We start from the raw sequence: 21,803 nt of genomic DNA on the forward strand, positions 1-21,803 counted from the left end.
GCAATAGGGAATAGGCAATGGGCAATAGGTAAATACTTACTGTGAGCAGCTTTTAGCTTTCAAGAATGTCCTAACAGATGCGGCAACTGCTATAACTTATCCAGGGAAGATTGCTCCTTTAAATCATTCTGAAATTTGGTTTCCATTTCTAATTCTTTATTCAGGAAATAGTTTAAAAATGTCCTAATTATAGCAATAGCAGCTAACTGACCTAAAGCAACAAAAGAGGGTGTAACGGTTGTGAACAGAATATCTGCACCTAACTGAAATTCCAAGGCTAAAGCTAACCAACTGCCAAAGTTTAGACGTAATTCTATAAATGGAAAAATTTGCCGACGACGGAAACTCGCCAGGGCTATTTTTAAGGTACTAATTAATCCTAATAATATACAAAAAGCCGAAAGAGCTTCTAAGCAAAATCCTAGAAGATGAACAAAGGAAGATAAACTATTTTTTAAAGGTTCTAAACCCACCATAAATTTAGGGATGAAGAATTAACTCAGTGCCTCAGACAAATAATCGGCGGCGGCTTCAACCACGGCGATCGCATTTTCATACATCATCCGAGTCGGGCCTAAAATTCCCACACTGCCAACTGGAATATTATCCCGTCGATAGGGAGCAGAAACCAAGGTACAGCCTTGAATGGGTTCTAAGGGATTTTCCGACCCAATGCGAACCGTAACCCGTTGTTCTTGTTTGGGATTAGGGAAAATTAACGGCCACAATTGTTCCTGTTCTTCTTCTAATAAGTGCATCAAAGTTTTCACCTGTTGCAGTTGCGAAAATTCAGGTAAATGTAAAACTTCGGCAATGCCACTAATCAGAATTCGAGTATATTCTGGGGTTTGGCTCCGAAAACTTAAATCCGTTAATAACCTTCTCAAAAAGTCAGAATAGCACTGAAATTCCCGATCTAATTCACTCCAATCTAAAATCGAAAGTTCAGAAATAGATTTGCCTCTGAGTTGAGCATTTAAAAAATTAGAAAGCAGTTGCAATTCCTGTTCTAAAACTTCTTGATCTTTGGGTAAAAGATTAACTCCCATGGCCTCAGAATCCGAGAGAGAATTAGCTGGAGATAAATCAATTAAACTGGACTGAGTTTGATAGGAGTCTGTCACCACCACTAACATGATTTTCCCCGGTTCTATAGAAACTAAATGCAAATGTCGTAAGCGGGTAGTGACAGTTTTCGGAAGTGTAACTAAAGTAATATACCCACTCAGGGTTGATAAAATTTGTGATGCCCCCCGCAAAACCGCTTCCAAACTACAGTTTTTTAAATTCAGTTGTTCGCGTAACAGGTGCAGCGCCTCATCTGCAACGGTTTCTGAGGGGGTAATCAGTTTATCGACATAAATCCGATACCCTGAGTCCGAGGGGATGCGTCCGGCGGAGGTATGGGGCTGATACAGGAGTCCAGCCCGTTCTAAAACCCCCATGCCATTACGAATAGTGGCGGGACTGACTTTGAGGTTGTATTCTTCCACCAAAGCCTTAGAACCCACGGGTTCGGCCGTCGCAATATAGTGACGAATCGTTGCCCAGAGAATATGATGGTGTCGCTCTGTCAAATGCACTTGTGTAAACATTTATTTTTGATACAGATTTGACTGACGAAAGTGCGCTATGGAATCCGGCAACTCTGAAATTTACAGAGGTTGATGACTCACAAAATTTTTAACAGAGTTTTGATATCCAAGATAACAGATATTTGAATGAAACTGGGAAATTTGATCCCATAATATTATTATCTAAGCAAATTTATTCCAATGGCGACCATGCCTTTTCAGCCTGTTCAGCAACATAGGCAGCAACGGTGGTAATTTCTCTGGAAGTTAACCGACTTTTAAAAGCTGGCATCGCATTTTTACCATTGGTGACTTGGTTAATAATTGCAGCCAGAGGATTTTCTTCGTATCCTTTTAAGTATTTAATCAATGCTTCTTTTTTCAGCGTTTTGTTAGCAACTATAACGTTATTTCCGTTAATATGGCAAGCCGCACAGGAGTTGGAAAAAATGGTAGACCCACTTAAAACCCCTTCTGCTAATGCAGGTTTGGACAAAAGGACTGTTAACAATAGAAAACTCAAAATAAGGACTGATAAGAGCTTTTTCAATGGAGTCTCCTTGAATCAAAAATAGCTAACAAGAAGATTTTACTCTTTAAGTTGTGCAAATCGACAACCATTCCCCCATCCAAAGAAAGGTCAAGTCTCAAATCAAAACAAACGGGCTGGGCGTCAGTCACAAAGTTTTAAGGGGTCATTCTCCCAATCCTCTAATTTTAATCAGGAGGATTTCCCTGTTGCCCGTTGCCTTTTGACCTTTTGTGATCTATCTCACTTGTTATTAATGGGGACGATCACATCCATAATAGCACGAAAATCATTAAATAGAGTGAGTCAGTAGCGGATATTTATACCCCTTAACGAGTTGCCTTTGAGTATGTTGATGTCTGAAACGTTATCTATTCCCGGCTTGAGTTTCAAGCAAATGATTGAGAAAATTCTCCAGACTGAATCGATGAGTCGGCAAGAGCGATATGCCCTGAGATATTGGTTATTGCGCCAACTCAATGAACAGGAAAAACACTTAGTTCGTACCCTCCAAAAAGCATTAAGTGCCGGGCAAATCAAAATCGTTGATTAGTCGTTTAGAGGGTTAAACACACGGACTCTGGCCATTCTCGACACCAGGATTTCATTTCTGTGACAACGGGAAGATGAATACGATTCCAACTAAACAAACCCTGGTTAATTTCTGCATAGGAACCTTGATGAAACTGGACTTCTCCAGGGGATAAACCACTTTCTACAAATTTAAAGGTTAATTTGGAGGGGTTAAGTTGTTTTTGGAGTTGCTTTCTCCACCAGTTTCTATGGATAATTCCGGTATAGGTACTCCGAAGACTACCCGCAAATTGCTGACAGTTCCACATGACTAAATTACAGATTAATCCGAGGGTTTGTTCATCGGTAAAGGGTAAATTTTTAAATTCTTTTTGAAAGTTGGTAATAATAAATTGATCAATAAAAATAGCATTTTTATAATAGTTTAAAATCGGGTTAAAAAAATCCATATTCTCAGATTCATCGGTACAAATCAATAAAAGTTCTTCCGGTGGAAAAATTTCTTTTAGGGTTTTTAAGATTAAATAGGGATGGTCTGCTTCTCGATGGGGAATCCAGTTGCGATAGTCGGTAAGACGAATATGAATTCCATTATATTGTCCGAGGGTTTGAGAGATTTTATCAGCTAAATTCCGATAAATGGGTTTAAATTGAATCGCTTCCATCAGGGAATAGAGCGTAGGGGAAGGCAGATAAAAAAAGCGAGAATAATAGGCTAAATTACAGGCACTAAATTCTAAAATATCCTGTTCAACATCCTGTACAATGATGCGATTTTCAGCAAAATCAGATAAAACCTTGGGGTCAATTGTCATATTATTCGGAACAAAAACCGCATTAACTAATCTAACCTGACTTTGATAATGGCTGAGATTTTTTCCTTGGGTTTCTGCTAAAAACTCTGAATAGTTTAAAACAGGAATGGGAAGTTTATCCACTAAATCTAAAATCGTTGGAAGTTGGTCAATATTAATAATATGTTTCCGACTTTCAGGCACTGATAAAAAATAGCCTCCCCGCACAGGTAAAATGTTTTTCTCCTCTCCTACAGAACCATAAAAGACTAACTTTCGTTGGGTTAAATAGGCTAATCCTACGGCTATTTCTAACCCCATTAAGTTATTATTTAAGCCGGATTCATAATCTTTGTATAACAGATAGCGTGAGGTCATGAAATTGAAAATTAAGAAACTTTAGCGGAAGAAAAATTTAATAGTTTTCCTTGGGCAGACTCCAAAATCACATCCCGGATAAAATTAGGGCTAATTTCAATACTCCCAGTTTCCGGTTCGTCTGAAAATTTTAAATGCAGAATATCTTCTTGTTCAAAATCAGTCATTTTTGTAGGATTCATAGATTACAAATCTCCCAGTTTTTAAACAAATCGGTAGAGTTTGTGTAGGGTGGGTTCAGACCCACCTTTTTGGGTTAAATTTTACAAATCCAATTATAGGGATCGGGTGCTTTTCCGGTTTTAATGGCTTCCAATTGTTCTAAAATAGATGGGGCATATTTACGTTCAGAAATCGGAGGTAAAACTAAATCCCGTCCTTGATATCCAATTTTAGAAACCTGGGCAATGGTAGCTGCGGTTCCCATGCCAAAAGCCTCTTGTAAAATCCCTTGGTCATGGGCTGCTGCCACTTCTTCTATGGAAATTAACCGTTCCTCCACTTGTACCCCTTGATCTCGGAATAACCTTAACACACTATCGCGGGTAATTCCTTCTAAAATGGTTCCGGTTAATTGAGGTGTTACCACTACATTATTAATCACAAACGCTAGGTTCATAGTTCCACATTCTTCCACATATTTTCTGTGGACACCATCGAGCCAAATTACATTATCATAACCCAGGGCTTTGGCTTCTTTATCAGCTAATAAACTAGCAGCATAATTTCCCGCACACTTTGCCGCCCCGGTTCCCCCTTCACAGGCTCTAATATATTTATCCGTGACGATTAATTTAACTGGTTCAGAATAATAGGCTCCTACGGGACAACTCATAATAATAAAAGTATAGTGAGTTGAAGGTTTTAAACCAATAAATTCATCGGTGGCAAAATACAACGGCCGAATATATAAACTGCCCTCTGATTCAGGAATCCAACCGGAATCTAAACGAATTAATTCCCTTAATCCTTCCATAAAAACTGCTTCAGGAATCGGGGGCATACAAAGTCGATGAGCCGATTGATTAATCCGTCTAAAATTAGCATCCGGTCTAAAAATCAAAGTTTCTCCCGTGGCACTTTTATAGGCTTTCATCCCTTCAAAAACAGCCTGGCCATAGTGGAGAACTGCCATGGCTGGAGTCAGGGTTAAATTGCTATATGGCATGATTTTCAAATCTTGCCAAGTCCCATTATCATAGGTAGCAATAAAAATATGGTCACTGAAGATTCGACCAAAGGGAATATTATGTAAGGTTTCTGGGGAAAGACGGGAGCTTTCGGTTTTTTGAATCAGAATTTTTTGAGTTAGTGTTTCCATTATAGCTTAGGTGGTCAGGGTTTGATTGTTTTTCATCAGAATAGCATGAATAACTGATAACTGATAATGGGGATACTTGATAACTGATTAACAGAAACTACTCCCATTTTTAGAATGAGGATAGAAATAGGAGGAGTTGGGGCAGACCCCGGTTAATTTTGATCGTTTTTGGCAATTATCCAAACGGCATGAACAATCCCGGGAATAAATCCCAGCAGGGTTAGGAGAATATTCAGCCAAAATGCTCCGCCAAAACCAACGGTCAAAAAAACGCCCAAGGGCGGTAAAAACACAGCGGCAATTAAACGAATAATGTTCATATCACTTGATTACAACTTCTCTATCATTTTAGCAATTTTTTCAATTAGAATAGGGAAACCTCTGTAATATCTTAAATTTTATGTCCATGTTGTTCGATATTTTTCCCTTCCAATTCCATTTTGACCCCAAATTGATTGCCGGGGCAACCCTCTGGTCTTTAGCATTGTATTGGGGCTTTTCTCCGGTGAGTGAATGGGTCACCCATCAATTAAATCGCTGGTTTAATTATGCAGAACGAATGTTATATCCCTCAGAAGCTGAATATGAACGGACTCGCCAAGCTCGAGAATCTCAAAATGCGTTTTATGCGTCTTTATTTAGTATTGTTCCCTTTTTAATTTTGGGATTTGTATGTAATTGGGGAATTGAGATTGGTTTAGATAAAAGTTGGTCAATTAGTATGGGAATCATTGCTTGTATGAGTGGGGGAATTTATGAATTAGGACGACAAGACGGTAAAAAAGGAATTAATTCTTAATCATGAATTTCACCATTCGGCATGATTGCCCCGTGCAAAGTGGCTCCGGCGGTATTCGCACTACTAAATTCTACACGAGTTAAATAGGTATAACTTAAATTCGCATTTCTTAAGTTAGTTCGAGCCACGGAAGCATCGGTTAAATCTGCTTGAGTGAGATTGGCTCCACTCAGATTGGTTCGGGTTAAATCGGCGCGAACTAAATTGGCTCGACTCAAATCGGCATTACTCAAATTGGCATTACTTAGTTGAGCGTCGGGGAGAATGGCATCACACAATTCTACCCCAGGTAATTGAGCATCAATTAAAATCGCCCGTTCTAATTTTACTTTTTTTAAATTAGCTCCAATTAAGTTTGCTTCGGTGAGATTTGCTTCAGTTAAAAAAGCAGATTGTAAGTTGGCTTGACTCAAGTTAGCTTGACTTAAAATCGCTCCTTTTAAGACAGTTTCGGTTAAATTAGCTCCGCTTAAATTCGCCCGAGTTAAATCAGCCCCGGTTAGATTTACCCCTTGTAAATCCGTGCCTCGTAAATCAGCCCCGCGCAAATTCACGCTTTCATAAATTCTGGGTTCATAGCGCAGATTAGCCCCTCTTAAACAGGCTCCTCTCAGGTCAGCCCCTTGTAAATTTGCCCCTCTTAAATCCGCTTGAATCAGGTTCGCATCTAATAAGGTTGCGAGGGCTAAATTGGCTTTCCGAAAATCTGCTCCTTGTAAACTTGTGCCATGAAATTCGGCATCATTCAGGTTAGCACTACTTAAATTCGCTTTATTTAAAATTGCCCCATTAAACCTAACTCCCCTCAGATTAGCCCGAGAAAAATTAGCCCCATTCAAATAGGCTAAAATAAAGTTAGCTCCCTGCAAATCTGCACCACTTAAATTAGCACCAATTAAGTCCACACGACTTAGTTCAGCACTTCTTAAATTCAGCCCTTTAAAATTCTTTTGTCCGGCTCGATACTGTTCGAGTAGTGTTTCCTCATCCATGATTGATTATCTCTGAGTTCTAGTATAGGTAAATTCTTGAACCCAAGCTATTGACTTACTACCAGGAGTTCGAGCGTAAACTTTAACTTTCTGAATCGATTGAATTTTCAAATCCAGCAATTTTTGATGGACGAATTGACTCATAGAGGCTTGATTTGGCACCTGATCTGACTCTAGTATAATGTGTAGACAGCCCTCTTTTGACTTGGTGAGAGTGTTAATTCCTTGGAGTCTAAGAGATTGGCTAATTACTGTTGCGATCGCTTTAGCATGGCCTTGTTTAGCCAGTTCTAATAATTGGGCTTGAGTCAATCGAGGTTCTAGGTGGTCTGGGTCTTCGCCCTCCATGACTATTGTGGTCTTATGCTGAGATAATCGTTGCTGTTCTTCCACTTCCGATTGATGCAGCACCGCCGCTAAATCTCCGACTTTAGCTTGCAGGACATGAATAAATCGTCTTAAAGATTTATATTTAATCTCTAATTGAATTTCAGGAGGATGACTTTTTAATTGTTCATTTAGGGCTAGTTCCAAATGTTTTAAAATAGTGGTTAATGGCACCAGGGCATCTGCCACACTATGTCCAACAATCTGCTCAACTTCTTGCTCCAGGATTAGCTTTTTTCTGATATCATCACTCATTTCTCCTGAGTCTGTGGGCGGGATATCAATATTGCTAAAAGCGGTGGCGGAAGTAAAGTCAGAAAAACTACTTTCGCTAATTGTAGTAAAATGTTGAGTTTTTAGCAAACCTGACTCCAATTTTTGGGGATTAGGGGATAATAAATGCACGGTTTCACTTTCATTAATATCAATGGCATTATTAGTTAAAGAATACTGCTGTAAAACTGAAGAACGGGAGGCGAGTGTATTTCCCTGAGAATGATTAAACCCCGAATCCGAATAGGATTTAGCTTTGGTTTCATAATAGGGGTTGAGGGCGTCTAAAATCACCGTCACCACTTGAATATTTTCGTCCGTATCTTCTAAATATTCTGCCATCTTATAAAGATGGGATTTTAGCCGTTCTAAGTTAGGAAAAGTTTGTAAGAGTTCGTGAAGTAAATCATCGAGACTTTGATTTTTGAGTTGTGACCAATCTTCATCTCGATAGTTGAATTCCCGTTCTAAACTCGAAAAAATCACCAGTTTTGCCCTTAAAGGATTGGTATGCTGCATGATTTTAAACCGCACATCAAATAAATTCGATATGTTGCGAATCTGACGGGCGGGAACACCTTGACTAAAATAGGCTGAAGATAGAGAATTTAACTCCTCTGGACTAATTTTTATGGTTTCTGAAGCAGTAATTGATAGTTGATTGAGTTCGGAAATTTCTCTGGGATCAGGCTGAATATAAAGTTGAATAATCTGGGCTTCAATTCTCTCTAAAACCAGATTATATTCATTTTTTTTATTCAGACGAGATAGAATATTATTCAGAATAATTTTAAGCGGTTCAAATTGGGGATGTTTTTGATAAATATTTTGGAGTAAAATATTCAAATTAATGCTATCTAGGATATGGGAATCATTCTCCCATTTTCCACTATAGGCACATAACAGAACTTTCTTAATCCGGGTGATATTCGGATCAGTTTCTAAATTTTGAGCAATCTCATTTAGGCGGGATGGGGTTGGCATTTGGGTCTCCAATACAGAAAGTCAACACTGTGGGAAGTGACTTAGGGATATCCGGCACGAGGGTCTTGGAAATAACGGAGTACATCCGGTTAAAGGAATATTCAAAACGAAATGCAAAATCCCTGATGATCCGCTCAAACACATCTTAATTATAAAAACCAAAATTTCTATTTTTGACTGACCATTTTTGATTCTCCCATCTTAGAATACAATTTTAATCCGTAGCAGCCTAATATATTATTTTACGCTATTTTTTATTGAAATAGCTGTAGGATTTTTTGCTACTCCCTTACCCCCGAATTCATACGGATGCAAAGTTTTGATGGGATTGTGATTGGCAGTGGAATCGGTGGCTTAGTTGCCGGGGGGCTTTTAGCTCATTCTGGTAAACAAGTGTTGATTTTAGAGGGTCACAGCTTGCCCGGTGGGGCTGCCCAAGGTTTTTCTCGTCAGGGTTTCCACTTTGACTCGGGGCCATCGTTTTATTGTGGACTGAGTGATTCCCAGGGTTTAAACCCTTTGTCGCAAGTCCTGACTCGTTTTTATCCTCAGAAAAAACAGGAAAAAGCTGAACCTCTCTATCGAGCTTTAGAAAAAGTTATTCCCAATTTACGTCAACGAATTACCCTAGAATTAATTGGCACTCCCCTCACCCATGCCCGGTTTTTACGGCGGTATCAAGGGACTTATGGCCCCGCTATTAGGGCAGGAAAAGGCAGATTTCCTGGGCTGTTTACCCCGATTCAAGGCTTATATTTAGTGGGAGATAGTACCCAACCTGGAATTGGAGTTCCTGCGGTTGCCTCGTCAGGAATTCTTTGTGCTAATTGTTTATAGATTCGTTTTCTTCAAACAGTTTGAGTTGAATATAAACTAAAATTAAAGCGATCGCTAATAAAATACTCGCTGCCGCCGCGGCATAGCCAAAATCAAATTGAGAAAAGGCTTGATCATAAATATAATACACTAAAACATTGGTCGAATTTAAAGGGCCACCACCCGTAATCACATAAGCCTGTTCAAAACTTTTTAAAGTAAAAATAGCGGTGGTTACTGTGGCAAAAACTATTGTTGGTTGTAACCCGGGTAAAGTAATATATAGAAATTGTTGCCAAGGATTTGCCCCGTCTAATTGAGCCGCTTCATATCGACTTTGGGGAATAGTTTGTAACCCGGCTAAAAACACGACTAAATTAAAGCCCAATTGTTTCCAAATACTGAGTAAAATTAATACGGGCATTGCCCAGGTTGTACTACTTAACCAAGGAATCGGATCAAGTCCTAATTGGGCTAAGAGTTCGTTAACTGGCCCCTGGGTTTGAAATAACCAACGCCATCCTAATCCGACCGCCACTAAAGAAGTAATTGAGGGGATAAAATAGGCGGTTCTCAGAATATCTCGCAGAGCAAAAGTCCGATCTAAAAGTACCGCTAAAGCCAAAGAAATAATTAAACTAGGAATCACCGTTGCGATCGTAAAATAAGCAGTATTAAATAAAACTTGCCAAAAATCGGGACTCAGAAATAGACGAATATAATTATTTAGTCCCACTCCATGAACTCCCGAACGGGTAAAACTTCCTTGGGTGAAACTCAGGTAAAATAAATATAGAATTGGCCATAAAATAAATACCCCCATCAGCAATAAAGCCGGAGCCAGAAAAATCCAGGCCATGATAGCATCTTGATCCAAAAGCTGTTTCTGAGAACCCGGTGAAGAAGCCATAACCCGAATCAATTTTGATAAAGTTTCATAAAAGTATTTTACAATGGTTAGGTTAATTTATTCTGGGTAAAACCTTTAATGGATAGGAAGATGACCGAAATTGACCCCACCTCCTGTTTGATTTCTCCAGCAATTCCCTCGCCTTTATTTGTGCAGGGATCTCCGGTAAAAATTGGAGTTTTAGCCTCTGGAAGTGGCACGAACTTTGAGGCGATCGCTCAAGCCATAAAAGATCAACAACTCAATGCCAAAATTCAGGTTTTAATTTATAATAACCCCGAGGCTAAAGTGATAGAACGAGCCGAAAGGTTCGGAGTCAAAACTATTCTTTTAAACCATCGTAATTATAAAAAACGGCAAGATTTAGATCAAGCAATTGTTCAAACTTTAAAAGAGCATGATGTGGATTGGATTGTCTTTGCCGGGTGGATGCGAATTGTCACGCAAGTTTTAGTGGATGCTTTCCCCCATAAAATCATTAATTTACATCCGAGTTTATTACCGAGTTTTCCGGGAATTAGAGGGGTAGAACAGGCCTTAGAAGCTCAAGTAAAAATTACAGGTTGTAGTGTTCATTTAGTCGAGTTAGAAGTCGATAGCGGCCCAATTTTGATGCAAGCCGCGGTGCCAATTTTATCCGATGATACCCCCGAAACTTTACACGCCCGAATTCAAGTTCAAGAGCATAAAATTTTGATTGGGGCGCTTTCTTTGGTGAGTCAGTGGCAAAATGCGGGGAATTAGAATACGGTTCCATCACTCTCTAATTTGAGGGGAGGAGAACCATCAAAACGGTGTTGTTTAGCGATTTCCCGTCCGGCATTCCAGGTGCCACCTTGTAAGACTTTAACGAGGGGCAATTCTTGGGAGGTAAAATTTAATTTTTGGCGAAGGATTTCCGCAATTTTATCGAGTATAATAATCGTGAGCGATCGCCATTCTATAATCACATTAGAATCGGGTTTGTGTAGTTTTCCCGATAAATTATTATCTTTTAATTCCAATAATCCTAAATCTAAAATTAATCCCCCGTTACGATATTCTGCTAATCCAGTTAATTGATCTAAATCAATAATTTGCAATCCTAAATCCTGTAAAGGTTCAAGTAAAGAATAGGTTAACCACTGGGATAATTTATGGAAGGGAACAAAGGGATATTCTGAGTCTAGGGCTTCTAACCCTGAATAATACCAAACATCTCCTAAATTGACTTGATTTAAAGTTAATCGTCCCGGCCAAATTTCTCCTAATCCTTCTAAAATAGCGGTTAAAACAATAACAGCACTGAGTTGATTGTCTTGGGTTTGGGTTAAAAAATAATCCGCTAATTTCCCAGGTCGGGGATGACTTTCTCCAAATAAATGAGGATAATCAGATAGGGTTTCACCGAGTTTTTTTAGGAGTTCTAATCTGCCTTTTACTCCCGTTAAAGAGTTGTTTTCATTCAATTGAAATCCGGTGATTAATTGGGATTCCGTTAAATTCATTAATCCCTGGGCATCGGCTTGAAACGGATATTCAATCTGACTAGAAAATAAACCTTGACTAAACATTTCATAACTGGCAATAGCTAACCCCTCAGAACGTCGCCAAATCAACCCGGTTTCTGATTCTTGATAATGCCATTTTTCCCCCGCTCCGGCATCTAGTAACACGCTAATAATGGCTAAATCAAGTTTAGCTTGGGTTTGTTCTAACCGTGATAAACAATTTAATTGTTTTTGTAAGTTTGCAATTCTAGGAATATTACCGACTTCAAAATGTCGCCAGCGAGAATGGAAAGGGACATTGAGATCGGGATAGTTTTGAGTAATATTATCTAAAACAAAATTAGCCACAAATTCTAACTTTTCTGGATGATAAACAAAATGTTGTAGTTGATTAGATAAGGCTAAATTAAAGATAAAATTACAACGTTCTCGAATAGCTTGAGGAGAACGAAAATAGGCGATCGCATTTGAATAATTTTCTCGATTTTGCATTTTAATATTAATTCTTGTAGGGTGCGTAAGCCAGCAGCCCACGCACCATTTTATTAACAATTTAACTTAGGATTTTGCGCCCAAGTGCAACAACGGGTTAATAATCTCGACCTTTAATACCAAGTAAACCTTCTGGGTCTAAAACTGCCCCTTCCGTATAATACCCGGCGGCTTTTTTCGCTTCAATTTCCACTTGAGCATCCGCCGGAATTAAATCATCAGGAATAGCAATTCGTCTGACCACTTCAATCCCCGAATTCACAATCGCATCATATTTCATATTACTCATGGAAACTAACCGATCAATCCGAGTAATTCCTAACCAATGTAACACATCCGGCATTAACTCTTGAAACCGCATATCTTGCACCCCAGCCACACATTCTGTCCGTTCAAAATAGGCATCCGCGCGATCGCCTCCAGTTTGACGTTTGCGCGCATTATAAACCAAAAACTTCGTGACTTCTCCTAACGCTCGTCCCTCTTTTCTATAGTATACAATTACTCCGGCACCGCCTTCCTGGGCTGTTTTAATACATTCTTCAATTCCATGCACTAAATAGGGGCGACAGGTACAAATATCTGACCCAAAAACATCAGATCCATTACACTCATCATGAACTCTAACTGCAACGGGAAGATCGGGATCGGTAATCGCGGCAATATCCCCCACAATATAAACCGTAACTCCCCCAATCGGAGGTAAAAATACTTGTAAATCAGGACGAGTAATTAACTCAGGAAACATTCCTCCGGTCTGTTCAAATAATGCCTGACGTAAATCACTTTCTGTCACCTTTAAACGATGGGCAATTCCGGGTAAATACCAAACGGGCTCAATCGCAGCTTTTGTTACCACTAAATCACCATTTTTCTTCATGATTTCGCCATCAATTTTTAACCGTCCTTTCGTGGCTGCGTCATATAATTCTGGCATATTAATATGGGCTTTTGTAATCGCAATGGTGGGGCGAATATCATAGCCTTTTTCCAAATATTCAGTAAATGCCTCCCCAATAACCGCGCCAAAGGGATCGAGGGCGACAATTTTATCGGGATCTGACCAACTAGGGTAAGGGCCGATTTTTACGAAGGGGGAAGTGTTAGTTAAGTCGGCGCGGTGGTCAGTTTTCAGGTTGCCCTGGACGACGGCTAAGGCCCGATAAATGGCATAGGAGCCCGAATGGGTGCCAATGACGTTGCGATGGCTAGGATCGGTGAGGGTTCCAATCAGGGGGCCACGTTTGCCGGGATCGGCATTTCCCCAATGGATGGGGATGGGTTTGGCGCCGTAGGAGGTGGGGTGAGAGGTCAGAACAATATGCCTCAGTTTTGGATCTTGCTTTTGGCCAGCCATTGTTGTGTCCCATGCTATTCGGATATTCCTATTATGGGCATATTGGGGGTGTTTTATTTTTTCAACAAGATCCCTGGACGGCATTTTTTATTTCGGAGACTTGTAGGTTTTTCCCAATAAAAACTAACTGGGTTTGACGGGATTCTGTGGGTTTCCAGAGACGATCATAAAAAGTTTCAATCCGATCGCCCACTCCCTGTAATACTAACCGCATTGGTTTATTTGGAACTGAAACAAACCCTTTAATTCGGTAAATTTCCTGTTGTTTCACCATGGTTTTTAACCGTTGAATTAAATCTTCCGGTTCAAAATCTTGGGTTAAAATTACCGGAACCGAATTAATATTATCATCATGGTCATGTTCTTCTTCGGTGTCATGATGACTGGGACGGGCTTCTAAATTATCCTCAACCGCCGCATTAAACCCTAAAATTACATCGGGATGAATATTTCCCTGTTGACAAGGAACGACTTTAACTCCTGCTCGCAATTCCTGTTTTAACCAGGTTTCAACTTTCTGTTGATTATCTCGATCAACATGATCGGTTTTGGTTAATAAAACTAAATCCGCACAGGCTAATTGATCTTCAAATAATTCCTCAATTGGGGTTTCATGATCTAAGTTAGGATCGGCTTGACGTTGGGCTTCCACAGCCTGAATATCCCCCACTAAAGTACCATTAGCTAAGGCTTCACAGTCTACTACAGTGATCACACCATCCACCGTTGCCCCGGTGCGAATTTCCGGCCATCGGAAGGCTTGAACTAGGGGTTTAGGGAGAGCCAAACCCGAGGTTTCAATCACAATATGATCGATTTTATCTCGTCGTTTGAGCAGGGCTTGCATGGCGGGGAAAAATTCTTCCTGCACCGTACAACATAAACAGCCATTAGTCAGTTCTACGAGGTTTATTTCTGGGGTTTCATCGTCACAAACTTGACAGGATCGAATTAATTCACCATCGATTCCAACTTCTCCAAATTCATTGACTAAAACGGCAATCCTTCGCCCATGATTATTTTGTAATAAATGACGAATTGTGGTAGTTTTTCCACTTCCTAAAAATCCAGTAATTACTGTAACGGGAATTTTGGCAGACATAATATTTATAAGAGGGAACGGGGAACAGGGAATTACGAATTACGAATTACGAATGGGGGAAAGACTTCACCGTCAGCTTTGTTGGATCAATCTTTATCCGGGTTGTTATAATTCAAAGTTTGCAGGTTAAAAGTAGAGATATTTTATCAATATCTCTACTCAATTCTAATTAGGCTCAACTAGCTGACAATGGCTAAGGATAAACCTACTACACCAATGGCTAAAACGGCAAAACCCGAATATTTGATTAGAGAAAATTGGCTATTTTCTAAGGTTTCCTTAAAGGATTGAGTCAGTTTCATTGTGGCTCCAGCAATCATCAATTGAATGGCTGTAAACCCAACTAAATAGGAGATTAAGGGGGTCATTTCGGCTCCCATAATTGATTCTCCGTAGGCATAACCATGAAACAAACCCGCCACACTGGATAAACCAATTAATAATGCTAGGGGTAACTGTTGTTTGAGAACTAATAACAGCCCAATTGTGATCACAGAAAGGGCGATCGCGATTTCAGGAATGGGTAAATTAAAACTCATTAAATGAATTCCGGTTCCCAACATTGCGGTTAACAGAAAAGCAACAATTATCCAACTACCGCCCACAATTCCGGCTGCAATTAAACCGATGGCAATAACAAAAGCCAAATGATCAATTCCAATAATCGGATGGGCAAGTCCGGCGAGAAATCCTTGAAAAAAGTTTTCCGGGGTTTTCCCTCCAAAGGCATGATGGGCTTCCGCAGGTTGCGCCATTAAGAGTAATAATAAACTCACCCCTAAAACTAAGATTCGATTGCTATTTTGTAGCGAAAAATTTTGAAAAGACTTTAACATTTTAAACACCATCTGTACCGCGCAGATGTGCGAAAGAACAATCTGATTTCGGTGGGTGTTCTGACTTAGAGATTAATATTCTCATCACAGTTGCGGGACAGTGTTGGATTTTCGCCAAACTTTCCCCTTGCTTCTAGCGACTGTTCCCCGCTAAAACCGAATTCATATCTTTCATTATATCATAATTTCTCCCGATATTCAACCAGGAGAAATACTTAAATTATTACCATTTTTTATAGGAAAGGAATTTTCCAGACATCGTAATTTTAACCCGATCGCCATTGGGGTCTTCGATTTTATCCACATCCAAGGTAAAATCAATCGCACTCATAATTCCGTCTCCAAATTTTTCATGAATCACGCTTTTAAGAGGCATTCCATACACCTGCACAATTTCATAAAATCGATAGATTAAGGGATCGGTCGGAATAACTGGATCAAGTGATCCTTTGACGGGATAATCCGTTAGGATTTCAATATATTCTGAATTTAAACCTAGAGCTTCAACTAATTTTTTAGCCTCCTCATAGGAGGCACTCGCTTGTCGATAAATAACCGCAGCAATCCAAACTTCATCGCGCCCCAGCAGTTGTTCTAAATCCGAAAAGGTGACCCCTTTAGATTTTTTTGCCGCTAATAACTTTTCTGTAATTTCTGAAACAGCCATTTGAAGTTCCTCGTAGAATTTATCGGTTATAACTCGTTTCAAAGTATAAAATATTTTGCTAGTCATTCAACGGAAGTATTTAATTTTGGGGAATGGATCAATCCTATGCAGGTGGATTTTTCGGTAGAGGTTTAGGCGGAACAGGTAAAGTCCGGGTATGATTGGTTTGTAATTGTTTGACAACGGATAATAACCGTCTTAAATTGGGTTTAATCACCTCTTGATGTTCTTGGGTGAGTTCATCTAATCGGGTTTGAATCTGGGATAGATCGAGATCGGAAACAGGGTGTCCAGATTTTTCCTGTTGTAATTGATCAATTACGGCTTGAATTTCCAAAAATCGCCCTTGAAAATCCACTTGTAAAGACTCTAAATGAGCCGTTTCAGTTGAGGAAAATGTTTGTAATTCTTGCCGAAATTCTGCTCTAATTTCTGCTAAGGCCAGGGAAATATGTTCGGTGCTGGAGGTTACCGCTTGTCCTAAAGCTGCGACTTGTTTTGCTCGATAGGCCGAGTCCAAAGCTTCCGTGGTAGGAAAAGCCTCTAATTTTTGCTGGAGGGATTGAATTTCTTGTAAGAGTTGTTGCCTTAAACCCACTACTACTTTAACGGTATTTTTTTCTAATTTTTCCACTGAGTCTTGAGCTTGAACAATTTCAATTTGATTTTGATGGGTTTGTTGTTCTAAACGATAACGGTTGGCAACATTTAGCGATAGGGCTAAGGTGAGGGGGGCAACTCCATAAAAGGCTTGACCCGAAAGGGCTACTACTCCCGAACCGACAGCCGAACTGATCAGAGAAACATACTCTGCTAACTCTAACCAATGCCGTTGTTTCAGGGAAGAAAAAACCGTTTTAGGAAGAATAGAGTTAGGCATCGGCATAGGACTAGAAGTTATAGCAGGTCGATTGGGATGGGCAGAAGACGCTGGGGGAAACATAATAATCTATTCTACTGGGGATATTGGGACACAGTGGTTAACTCCAGAATACAAAAAATTATGGCTATCCGCACTAAGAATTAACAATTTGATTATCGGTTCGGTGAGTCCTTAACTGTTAAGATGTTTTGGGAGTACAAAATCCTCTGAACTTATCACTGAATGCCCTTGGGTTGTCTGGATTTTAACACTCTTAACGCCTATACTCAATCTTTCCTGTTAGAAGACCAGGTTTGTCCCAACTGTAGCCCCATCAACAGAAAATAGTAATTCCTAGGAGATCAATCATAATGAAACCAAATCAAAATCCAAAATCCGATCAATTGAGATCAATTTTGAGTGTTACTACTTTTGTAATTTTAGTCCTAGGAGTCGGGTTTTTGAGTGTGAATTTTATTTTGGCTTTAGTTCATAAATTCTCATCAACTGTTTAACGGGTTTTAGAGGATAAATTTTCTAATTTGATAGCATCGACTTTCTAAAATAGGTATTTTTAATACTCCCATTTTTTTGTCAAGTTCCCGAATGGTTTTTTCAGGAAAGCTGGCTAGTTTTTCCTGGGACTCCCAACGAATCGCCATGACAATTTCTTGATTTTCCACATCCACCCAAACTTCTTTTCCGAGAAACCCGGGAAACTTCTTTAGTCCGGCTGTCCAAACTTCTTCATCTTTTTGAATAAATAGCTCCCATTGTTCCGGGGGAACTTTGAATTTTAACCACTCAATAACCATAGTTTTTATTAAGATTAATTAAACTACAAAGACACCAAAAAGTTTTAAAAACCCTCCCTATTGCTATATTTTGCAGAAGTAGGAAACCAGAAACCATCGATGATTTCCTACTCCCAATTCCTTTTAACCTTTAAAATATTGTCCCCCTAAACGCATGGCATCAGCAATATCCACATCTCCATCCCCATCCGCATCTAAAAAACTATTTAAAACCGAATTAGAACCTGATGCAGATTGTTGTTGATTAGTTCCTGTTTTGAGCAGGTTTAAAACTAAAGGAACCACCATAGGTAAAACGGATTGAATAGTTTCGGCACTAACCCCGGTATGTTGGGAAACGGTTTGAATCAATTGCTGTTGCTGACTTGAAGAAAATAGCATTTCCACGGCTTGGGGGTTAGAAGTAATTCCAGCAAATTGATTGACTAGATTTTGTACCCCATCATTTCCGATTTCGGTTTGCTTTTCTTGCAAAGAAGACCGCACAGAATTACCCACCATTGACATCACCATTTGACTCGTTTCAGGAGAAATCCCTAATTGATTGCCAAACTGTTGAGCGGTATTCAGAATACTACTGATTTGGTCGGTGTTTCCCACTGTATTGGGATCATTCAAAGCTGTTAAAATTTGATCAAATAGTCCCATAGTATGACTCAACCTCTGATACAGATGAACTACAGTCTAGTTTATCCTAGATTTGATCTATTGGCTTAATTAAGTCGATAAAAAGCTAATAACGGCCTCAAAATTTAAGGGACGAGAAAACAAATATCCTTGGGCAGCTTCGCAGCCTAACGACTGCAAAATTTCCTTTTGAATTGGAGTTTCAATTCCTTCGGCAATAATATCTAAGTTTAAACATTTGGCTAAATTAATAATGGTTTTGGTGATTTCTAAATCTTTTCCTTGATATTGTAAATTTTCAACAAAACTTCTATCGATTTTTAGGATATCTATGGGTAAATTCTGCAAGTAACTTAAAGAGGAGTATCCCGTCCCAAAATCATCAATTAAAATTTTGATTCCCCGATTTTTTAACTGCGTTAAGATGCTAATACAATTAGCGGAACTTTTCATCAAGCTAGTCTCGGTAATTTCTAATTTCAAGCGACTATAATCTAAATTATTGGATTGAATAATCTGATCAATTTCTGCCAATAAATCAGGATGATGCAACTGCACTTCTGATAAGTTAACACTCATACTCAGATCGGGAAACCGTTGTTGCAACTTATATAAATCCCGACAAGCTTGTTCTAAAACCCATCGTCCTAGAGGGATAATTAATTCTGTTTCTTCAGCAATAGGAATAAATTCAACCGGAGGAATTAAACCTTTTGTGGGGTGTTTCCAACGCACTAATGCTTCAAAGCCAATAATATTTCCGGTGTTTAAATGAATAATCGGTTCATAATTCAAATGCAACTGTTGATGGGTGATCGCCTTTTGTAAATCTGCCTCTAAGGTTTCTCTTTGGGTAATGGTTTCTAGCATTTGAGGATGATAAAATAGGGTAGCACTTTTTCCTTGTTTTTTTGCATAGTACAGGGCAATATCAGCAGATTGTAAATATTGTTCGGGATATTTCCAGCTAAATTCGCTACAAACAATTCCCATATTAATTGCTGAGGTGAGGTTAATTCCGTTTAAATTAAAGGGGGTGATAAATTGATTTTTAATGCGATTGATTTTAGAATTTAAACACTTAATATCAATAAAATCAGGAATTAAAATAGCAAAGTCTTCGCTATCGACTCTAGCAACAATATCTTCGACGCTCATACAATTTTTTAAACGATGACTCACTTCAATTAATAATTGTTCAGCTAAATTGTAACCCCAACTATATCTTAGGGATTTAACGGTATATAAATTAATATAAATTAAAGCAAAGTTTTGAGAATCAACAGGGATTTCTAAACAATATTTTAAGCATTCAATTAATTGGCTACGATTGGCTAAACCAGTGAGAAAATCTTGAAACGCATATCGTTGTAATTGTCTTTCAGCTTGTATACGGGTAGTGATATCCTGGGCTAAAACCACCTGGGCAGATTGATCGTTCCATTGTAATTGATGAGAAAGCATTTCTACTTCGATTAAGGTGCCATCTTTTTTTTGATGTTGAGAAAAATTTCCAAGATCAATATTTTCAGGATTACCGGTGATTAAACTCCTGAAAAATTCCGACTTTTGATCAGGATAAATATCTAATATTTTCATTTTCAGAAATTCTTTTTCTGAATAACCATAATGGGCGATCGCTGCCTCATTAACCGCCAAAAATTTTAAAGTTTTCAGATCGTAAACCCAAATCGGTTGAGGATGACTCAGAAACAAATCTCTATACCGTTTTTCTGAGAGTTGCAAACGCTGGGTTTCTCGATGAATTAAATAATAAAGTAAAATACTGGTAATCAGAACAAAGAACCACCCTTTAATAGTTTGAAGAAATGTAATTGAATAGGGATAATTCGCTAATATTGCTAATACTTGATCAGAAAAAGCAATCCAAAGACTCCCAATTACTCCATAAATTAAAGTAATTTGGTAGGCTGAATTCACGAGTAATTTTTGCCAAAATTTCATAGATAAAGGCACAGCTAAATGAGTTATTTTTAGTGTAATAGAAGCTGTGTGAACATTGGCTGGGTGGGGAAATGTAGCAATCCTATATAATTAAATAAGATTGGGTTGTTTTAAGGATGATCCGACCCCGTTAACTCAATCAGTCTTTTCAGGGTGATTACTTTTTCTCGATGAAGGGGTGCAAACCATTCTAAATTGATCACCATTACTTCCAAGGTATAAGTATCTGGATTCAAGTAAATTCCCGCCGCCCGGTTTGGGTCTAATTCTACCACCCAATATTCTGTTCCATCCACCAAATGTAATTTTCCCCGTTGTTCTAACTCTAAAAGGGCATGATCTTTAGGACTAGCCCAATTTGCATCCACCATCAACCGCGCTTGAGTAATACGATGGTCGAGGTTCTCTGTTTTCCACTGATTGTGTTCAGCGATTCTACACAGTTGCTCTAACTCAATCTCACCAAATTTTGTTGATAGGGGAATCGGTTTGAGTGAGCCATTAGCACTAAGAAAGGTTTGAGTTGATTTGGTAGCCACAATCATGTTTGTTATGCTCACGGATAAACTATTTTGACTTGCGTTCCTATAATCTAAGTATTTCTGCTAAATGTCAGTGATTATAAGGGGGTTATGGTTGTGATGTGCTGATCTGATCTCCGTGATAACACGCAGAATCTGTTCTGACTGAATTAACATTACCAGAGTGACCTAGATCACAAACCCCTGTGAAGGGTTGGGTTTTATCTATAGATAAATAATGATTAGTTTTTAGATTTTGATAATGTTATCGTTCATTTTATCTGCTTTTATATATTATTTTAACTGTTTTATTTCTAGTTACTTTTGATTTAATCCGAGATTATCTCCGTTAATTTTGACAATTTGATACGATCTATTGATCTTAATCAAAAAAGGTTACAATTCGGAGATTTAAGAAAGGCTATTACGAGTTAAGAAATTAATTTTCCCATGTTTATTGTGAATTTCATACCTGTTCATTCCCTTTCCATAATTGCCAATTGATATAATTCACGGGATTCTTGCTTAACTTTTCCCGACATGGCGGCTAACTGTAAATTAGCAAAGGCATGGACATCCTCAGAATCATAATGGGTGGTTTGTAGCATTCGTCTTAATTGGTTTTCCATATTCAGGCTCAGATAGCCCGCAGACATCACTTCTTGAACTACATCACGAACACGAATACAAGTCATGGCACATTCCTACTATTGAAAAGTTGTGATAATACCTAGTATCAGGGAGTTTAACAAAATCTGTCGTGATCCCGATACACTGA

The 21,803-nt window shown here is 38.8% G+C and carries 25 protein-coding genes, 2 pseudogenes and 1 riboswitch; of the genes and pseudogenes, 6 read left to right on the forward strand and 21 right to left on the reverse strand.

The features are described from left to right. Nucleotides 1–89 precede the first annotated feature (89 nt). The 3 genes from PL11201_RS04550 to petJ all read right to left on the reverse strand — a co-directional run bounded on the left by PL11201_RS04550 (nt 90) and on the right by petJ (nt 2,124). A complete protein-coding gene (locus PL11201_RS04550) occupies nt 90–476 on the reverse strand; it encodes a DUF1622 domain-containing protein (protein WP_079677432.1) in 387 nt (128 codons plus the stop codon). Nucleotides 477–494: 18 nt separating this feature from the next. Continuing rightward, nucleotides 495–1,595 carry an HrcA family transcriptional regulator gene (locus tag PL11201_RS04555; protein ID WP_079677433.1) on the reverse strand — a complete coding sequence of 367 codons (1,101 nt, stop codon included), beginning with the start codon at nt 1,593–1,595 and terminating at the stop codon, nt 495–497. Nucleotides 1,596–1,767: 172 nt separating this feature from the next. Then, a complete protein-coding gene (gene petJ / locus PL11201_RS04560) occupies nt 1,768–2,124 on the reverse strand; it encodes a cytochrome c6 PetJ (protein ID WP_079677434.1) in 357 nt (118 codons plus the stop codon). Nucleotides 2,125–2,458: 334 nt separating this feature from the next. Here petJ and PL11201_RS04565 point away from each other — a divergent pair, with 334 nt between their 5' ends. Continuing rightward, nucleotides 2,459–2,656 carry a hypothetical protein gene (locus PL11201_RS04565; RefSeq protein WP_079677435.1) on the forward strand — a complete coding sequence of 66 codons (198 nt, stop codon included), beginning with the start codon at nt 2,459–2,461 and terminating at the stop codon, nt 2,654–2,656. 4 nt (nt 2,657–2,660) lie between these two features. Here PL11201_RS04565 and PL11201_RS04570 read toward each other — a convergent pair whose 3' ends face one another. The 4 genes from PL11201_RS04570 to PL11201_RS04580 form a co-directional block, all read right to left on the reverse strand. After that, entirely contained in the window at nt 2,661–3,809 is a 1,149-nt protein-coding gene (locus PL11201_RS04570) for an O-fucosyltransferase family protein (RefSeq protein WP_079677436.1), read from the reverse strand. Between the two features lie 11 nt (nt 3,810–3,820). Further along, nucleotides 3,821–3,991 (reverse strand): DUF2283 domain-containing protein, encoded by a 171-nt coding sequence (locus PL11201_RS25830; protein ID WP_144017672.1) that lies wholly within the window; start codon nt 3,989–3,991, stop codon nt 3,821–3,823. Nucleotides 3,992–4,065: 74 nt separating this feature from the next. Then, nucleotides 4,066–5,130: a branched-chain amino acid aminotransferase gene (locus PL11201_RS04575; protein WP_079677437.1), complete on the reverse strand. Its 1,065-nt coding sequence runs from the start codon at nt 5,128–5,130 to the stop codon at nt 4,066–4,068. Nucleotides 5,131–5,282: 152 nt separating this feature from the next. Beyond that, complete coding sequence (locus PL11201_RS04580) at nt 5,283–5,450, reverse strand: YqaE/Pmp3 family membrane protein (protein ID WP_079677438.1); 168 nt, start codon at nt 5,448–5,450, stop codon at nt 5,283–5,285. Nucleotides 5,451–5,536: 86 nt separating this feature from the next. On the opposite strand from PL11201_RS04580, the gene PL11201_RS04585 reads away from it, so the two are divergent. Beyond that, nucleotides 5,537–5,929: a hypothetical protein gene (locus tag PL11201_RS04585; RefSeq protein ID WP_079677439.1), complete on the forward strand. Its 393-nt coding sequence runs from the start codon at nt 5,537–5,539 to the stop codon at nt 5,927–5,929. Here PL11201_RS04585 and PL11201_RS04590 read toward each other — a convergent pair. Together PL11201_RS04590 and PL11201_RS04595 are read right to left on the reverse strand one after the other, a co-directional pair. Next, on the reverse strand, nt 5,926–6,921 hold the full coding sequence (locus PL11201_RS04590) for a pentapeptide repeat-containing protein (RefSeq protein WP_079677440.1): 996 nt from the start codon (nt 6,919–6,921) through the stop codon (nt 5,926–5,928). The two genes, PL11201_RS04585 and PL11201_RS04590, sit on opposite strands and share 4 nt — an antisense overlap. A 6-nt stretch (nt 6,922–6,927) precedes the next feature. Continuing rightward, entirely contained in the window at nt 6,928–8,565 is a 1,638-nt protein-coding gene (locus PL11201_RS04595) for a hypothetical protein (protein WP_079677441.1), read from the reverse strand. 309 nt (nt 8,566–8,874) lie between these two features. Here PL11201_RS04595 and PL11201_RS27460 point away from each other — a divergent pair. Beyond that, nucleotides 8,875–9,096: pseudogene (locus PL11201_RS27460) on the forward strand (NAD(P)-binding protein); the annotation flags it as partial. Nucleotides 9,097–9,108: 12 nt separating this feature from the next. Then, nucleotides 9,109–9,402, forward strand: a pseudogene (locus PL11201_RS27465) (phytoene desaturase family protein); the annotation flags it as partial. Here the strand turns inward: PL11201_RS27465 and PL11201_RS04605 are convergent. Then, complete coding sequence (locus PL11201_RS04605) at nt 9,389–10,291, reverse strand: carbohydrate ABC transporter permease (protein ID WP_079677443.1); 903 nt, start codon at nt 10,289–10,291, stop codon at nt 9,389–9,391. The pseudogene PL11201_RS27465 and the gene PL11201_RS04605 sit on opposite strands and share 14 nt — an antisense overlap. Before the next feature lie 90 nt (nt 10,292–10,381). On the opposite strand from PL11201_RS04605, the gene purN reads away from it, so the two are divergent. After that, nucleotides 10,382–11,035 (forward strand): phosphoribosylglycinamide formyltransferase, encoded by a 654-nt coding sequence (purN, locus tag PL11201_RS04610; RefSeq protein WP_079677444.1) that lies wholly within the window; start codon nt 10,382–10,384, stop codon nt 11,033–11,035. Here the strand turns inward: purN and PL11201_RS04615 are convergent. From PL11201_RS04615 to PL11201_RS04640, 6 genes are all read right to left on the reverse strand, one after another. Further along, nucleotides 11,032–12,273 carry a URC4/urg3 family protein gene (locus PL11201_RS04615; RefSeq protein WP_079677445.1) on the reverse strand — a complete coding sequence of 414 codons (1,242 nt, stop codon included), beginning with the start codon at nt 12,271–12,273 and terminating at the stop codon, nt 11,032–11,034. The genes purN and PL11201_RS04615 overlap by 4 nt on opposite strands. A 97-nt stretch (nt 12,274–12,370) precedes the next feature. Continuing rightward, a complete protein-coding gene (locus PL11201_RS04620; RefSeq protein WP_200816703.1) occupies nt 12,371–13,630 on the reverse strand; it encodes a GTP cyclohydrolase II in 1,260 nt (419 codons plus the stop codon). A gap of 61 nt (nt 13,631–13,691) precedes the next feature. Further along, the gene (gene cobW, locus PL11201_RS04625) at nt 13,692–14,732 is read right to left on the reverse strand and encodes a cobalamin biosynthesis protein CobW (RefSeq protein WP_079677447.1); all 1,041 of its coding nucleotides are present in this window, start codon (nt 14,730–14,732) and stop codon (nt 13,692–13,694) included. A 179-nt stretch (nt 14,733–14,911) separates the two neighbouring features. Continuing rightward, nucleotides 14,912–15,568: a HupE/UreJ family protein gene (locus PL11201_RS04630; protein ID WP_079677463.1), complete on the reverse strand. Its 657-nt coding sequence runs from the start codon at nt 15,566–15,568 to the stop codon at nt 14,912–14,914. A gap of 32 nt (nt 15,569–15,600) precedes the next feature. Beyond that, a riboswitch (cobalamin riboswitch) is annotated at nt 15,601–15,744 on the reverse strand. 47 nt (nt 15,745–15,791) lie between these two features. Continuing rightward, complete coding sequence (gene cynS / locus PL11201_RS04635) at nt 15,792–16,235, reverse strand: cyanase (RefSeq protein ID WP_079677448.1); 444 nt, start codon at nt 16,233–16,235, stop codon at nt 15,792–15,794. Between the two features lie 103 nt (nt 16,236–16,338). Then, on the reverse strand, nt 16,339–17,178 hold the full coding sequence (locus PL11201_RS04640) for a hypothetical protein (RefSeq protein WP_079677449.1): 840 nt from the start codon (nt 17,176–17,178) through the stop codon (nt 16,339–16,341). Nucleotides 17,179–17,468: 290 nt separating this feature from the next. On the opposite strand from PL11201_RS04640, the gene PL11201_RS26745 reads away from it, so the two are divergent. Beyond that, nucleotides 17,469–17,612: a hypothetical protein gene (locus tag PL11201_RS26745; RefSeq protein ID WP_200816704.1), complete on the forward strand. Its 144-nt coding sequence runs from the start codon at nt 17,469–17,471 to the stop codon at nt 17,610–17,612. A 6-nt stretch (nt 17,613–17,618) separates the two neighbouring features. Here PL11201_RS26745 and PL11201_RS04645 read toward each other — a convergent pair whose 3' ends face one another. The 5 genes from PL11201_RS04645 to PL11201_RS04665 form a co-directional block, all read right to left on the reverse strand. Beyond that, nucleotides 17,619–17,912 (reverse strand): TIGR03792 family protein, encoded by a 294-nt coding sequence (locus tag PL11201_RS04645; RefSeq protein WP_079677450.1) that lies wholly within the window; start codon nt 17,910–17,912, stop codon nt 17,619–17,621. 123 nt (nt 17,913–18,035) lie between these two features. Beyond that, nucleotides 18,036–18,560: a DUF937 domain-containing protein gene (locus PL11201_RS04650; protein WP_079677451.1), complete on the reverse strand. Its 525-nt coding sequence runs from the start codon at nt 18,558–18,560 to the stop codon at nt 18,036–18,038. Nucleotides 18,561–18,629: 69 nt separating this feature from the next. Then, nucleotides 18,630–20,504 (reverse strand): sensor domain-containing protein, encoded by a 1,875-nt coding sequence (locus PL11201_RS04655; protein WP_079677452.1) that lies wholly within the window; start codon nt 20,502–20,504, stop codon nt 18,630–18,632. A gap of 110 nt (nt 20,505–20,614) precedes the next feature. Beyond that, a complete protein-coding gene (locus PL11201_RS04660) occupies nt 20,615–21,049 on the reverse strand; it encodes a hypothetical protein (RefSeq protein WP_079677453.1) in 435 nt (144 codons plus the stop codon). Between the two features lie 452 nt (nt 21,050–21,501). Then, the gene (locus PL11201_RS04665) at nt 21,502–21,720 is read right to left on the reverse strand and encodes a hypothetical protein (protein ID WP_079677454.1); all 219 of its coding nucleotides are present in this window, start codon (nt 21,718–21,720) and stop codon (nt 21,502–21,504) included. Between the last annotated feature and the right edge of the window lie 83 nt (nt 21,721–21,803).

This window comes from Planktothrix sp. PCC 11201 (assembly GCF_900009135.1).
Classification (GTDB): domain Bacteria; phylum Cyanobacteriota; class Cyanobacteriia; order Cyanobacteriales; family Microcoleaceae; genus Planktothrix.

What these genes read in the sequence shown, in the direction of transcription:
- PL11201_RS04550 (WP_079677432.1), bottom strand. Translation starts at nt 476, where the DNA reads ATGGTGGGTTTAGAACCTTTAAAAAATAGTTTATCTTCCTTTGTTCAT.
- PL11201_RS04555 (WP_079677433.1), bottom strand. Translation starts at nt 1,595, where the DNA reads ATGTTTACACAAGTGCATTTGACAGAGCGACACCATCATATTCTCTGG.
- PL11201_RS04565 (WP_079677435.1), top strand. Translation starts at nt 2,459, where the DNA reads ATGTCTGAAACGTTATCTATTCCCGGCTTGAGTTTCAAGCAAATGATT.
- PL11201_RS04570 (WP_079677436.1), bottom strand. Translation starts at nt 3,809, where the DNA reads ATGACCTCACGCTATCTGTTATACAAAGATTATGAATCCGGCTTAAAT.
- PL11201_RS25830 (WP_144017672.1), bottom strand. Translation starts at nt 3,991, where the DNA reads ATGAATCCTACAAAAATGACTGATTTTGAACAAGAAGATATTCTGCAT.
- PL11201_RS04575 (WP_079677437.1), bottom strand. Translation starts at nt 5,130, where the DNA reads ATGGAAACACTAACTCAAAAAATTCTGATTCAAAAAACCGAAAGCTCC.
- PL11201_RS04580 (WP_079677438.1), bottom strand. Translation starts at nt 5,450, where the DNA reads ATGAACATTATTCGTTTAATTGCCGCTGTGTTTTTACCGCCCTTGGGC.
- PL11201_RS04585 (WP_079677439.1), top strand. Translation starts at nt 5,537, where the DNA reads ATGTTGTTCGATATTTTTCCCTTCCAATTCCATTTTGACCCCAAATTG.
- PL11201_RS04590 (WP_079677440.1), bottom strand. Translation starts at nt 6,921, where the DNA reads ATGGATGAGGAAACACTACTCGAACAGTATCGAGCCGGACAAAAGAAT.
- PL11201_RS04595 (WP_079677441.1), bottom strand. Translation starts at nt 8,565, where the DNA reads ATGCCAACCCCATCCCGCCTAAATGAGATTGCTCAAAATTTAGAAACT.
- PL11201_RS04605 (WP_079677443.1), bottom strand. Translation starts at nt 10,291, where the DNA reads ATGGCTTCTTCACCGGGTTCTCAGAAACAGCTTTTGGATCAAGATGCT.
- purN (WP_079677444.1), top strand. Translation starts at nt 10,382, where the DNA reads ATGACCGAAATTGACCCCACCTCCTGTTTGATTTCTCCAGCAATTCCC.
- PL11201_RS04615 (WP_079677445.1), bottom strand. Translation starts at nt 12,273, where the DNA reads ATGCAAAATCGAGAAAATTATTCAAATGCGATCGCCTATTTTCGTTCT.
- PL11201_RS04620 (WP_200816703.1), bottom strand. Translation starts at nt 13,630, where the DNA reads ATGGCTGGCCAAAAGCAAGATCCAAAACTGAGGCATATTGTTCTGACC.
- cobW (WP_079677447.1), bottom strand. Translation starts at nt 14,732, where the DNA reads ATGTCTGCCAAAATTCCCGTTACAGTAATTACTGGATTTTTAGGAAGT.
- PL11201_RS04630 (WP_079677463.1), bottom strand. Translation starts at nt 15,568, where the DNA reads ATGTTAAAGTCTTTTCAAAATTTTTCGCTACAAAATAGCAATCGAATC.
- cynS (WP_079677448.1), bottom strand. Translation starts at nt 16,235, where the DNA reads ATGGCTGTTTCAGAAATTACAGAAAAGTTATTAGCGGCAAAAAAATCT.
- PL11201_RS04640 (WP_079677449.1), bottom strand. Translation starts at nt 17,178, where the DNA reads ATGTTTCCCCCAGCGTCTTCTGCCCATCCCAATCGACCTGCTATAACT.
- PL11201_RS26745 (WP_200816704.1), top strand. Translation starts at nt 17,469, where the DNA reads ATGAAACCAAATCAAAATCCAAAATCCGATCAATTGAGATCAATTTTG.
- PL11201_RS04645 (WP_079677450.1), bottom strand. Translation starts at nt 17,912, where the DNA reads ATGGTTATTGAGTGGTTAAAATTCAAAGTTCCCCCGGAACAATGGGAG.
- PL11201_RS04650 (WP_079677451.1), bottom strand. Translation starts at nt 18,560, where the DNA reads ATGGGACTATTTGATCAAATTTTAACAGCTTTGAATGATCCCAATACA.
- PL11201_RS04655 (WP_079677452.1), bottom strand. Translation starts at nt 20,504, where the DNA reads ATGAAATTTTGGCAAAAATTACTCGTGAATTCAGCCTACCAAATTACT.
- PL11201_RS04660 (WP_079677453.1), bottom strand. Translation starts at nt 21,049, where the DNA reads ATGATTGTGGCTACCAAATCAACTCAAACCTTTCTTAGTGCTAATGGC.
- PL11201_RS04665 (WP_079677454.1), bottom strand. Translation starts at nt 21,720, where the DNA reads ATGACTTGTATTCGTGTTCGTGATGTAGTTCAAGAAGTGATGTCTGCG.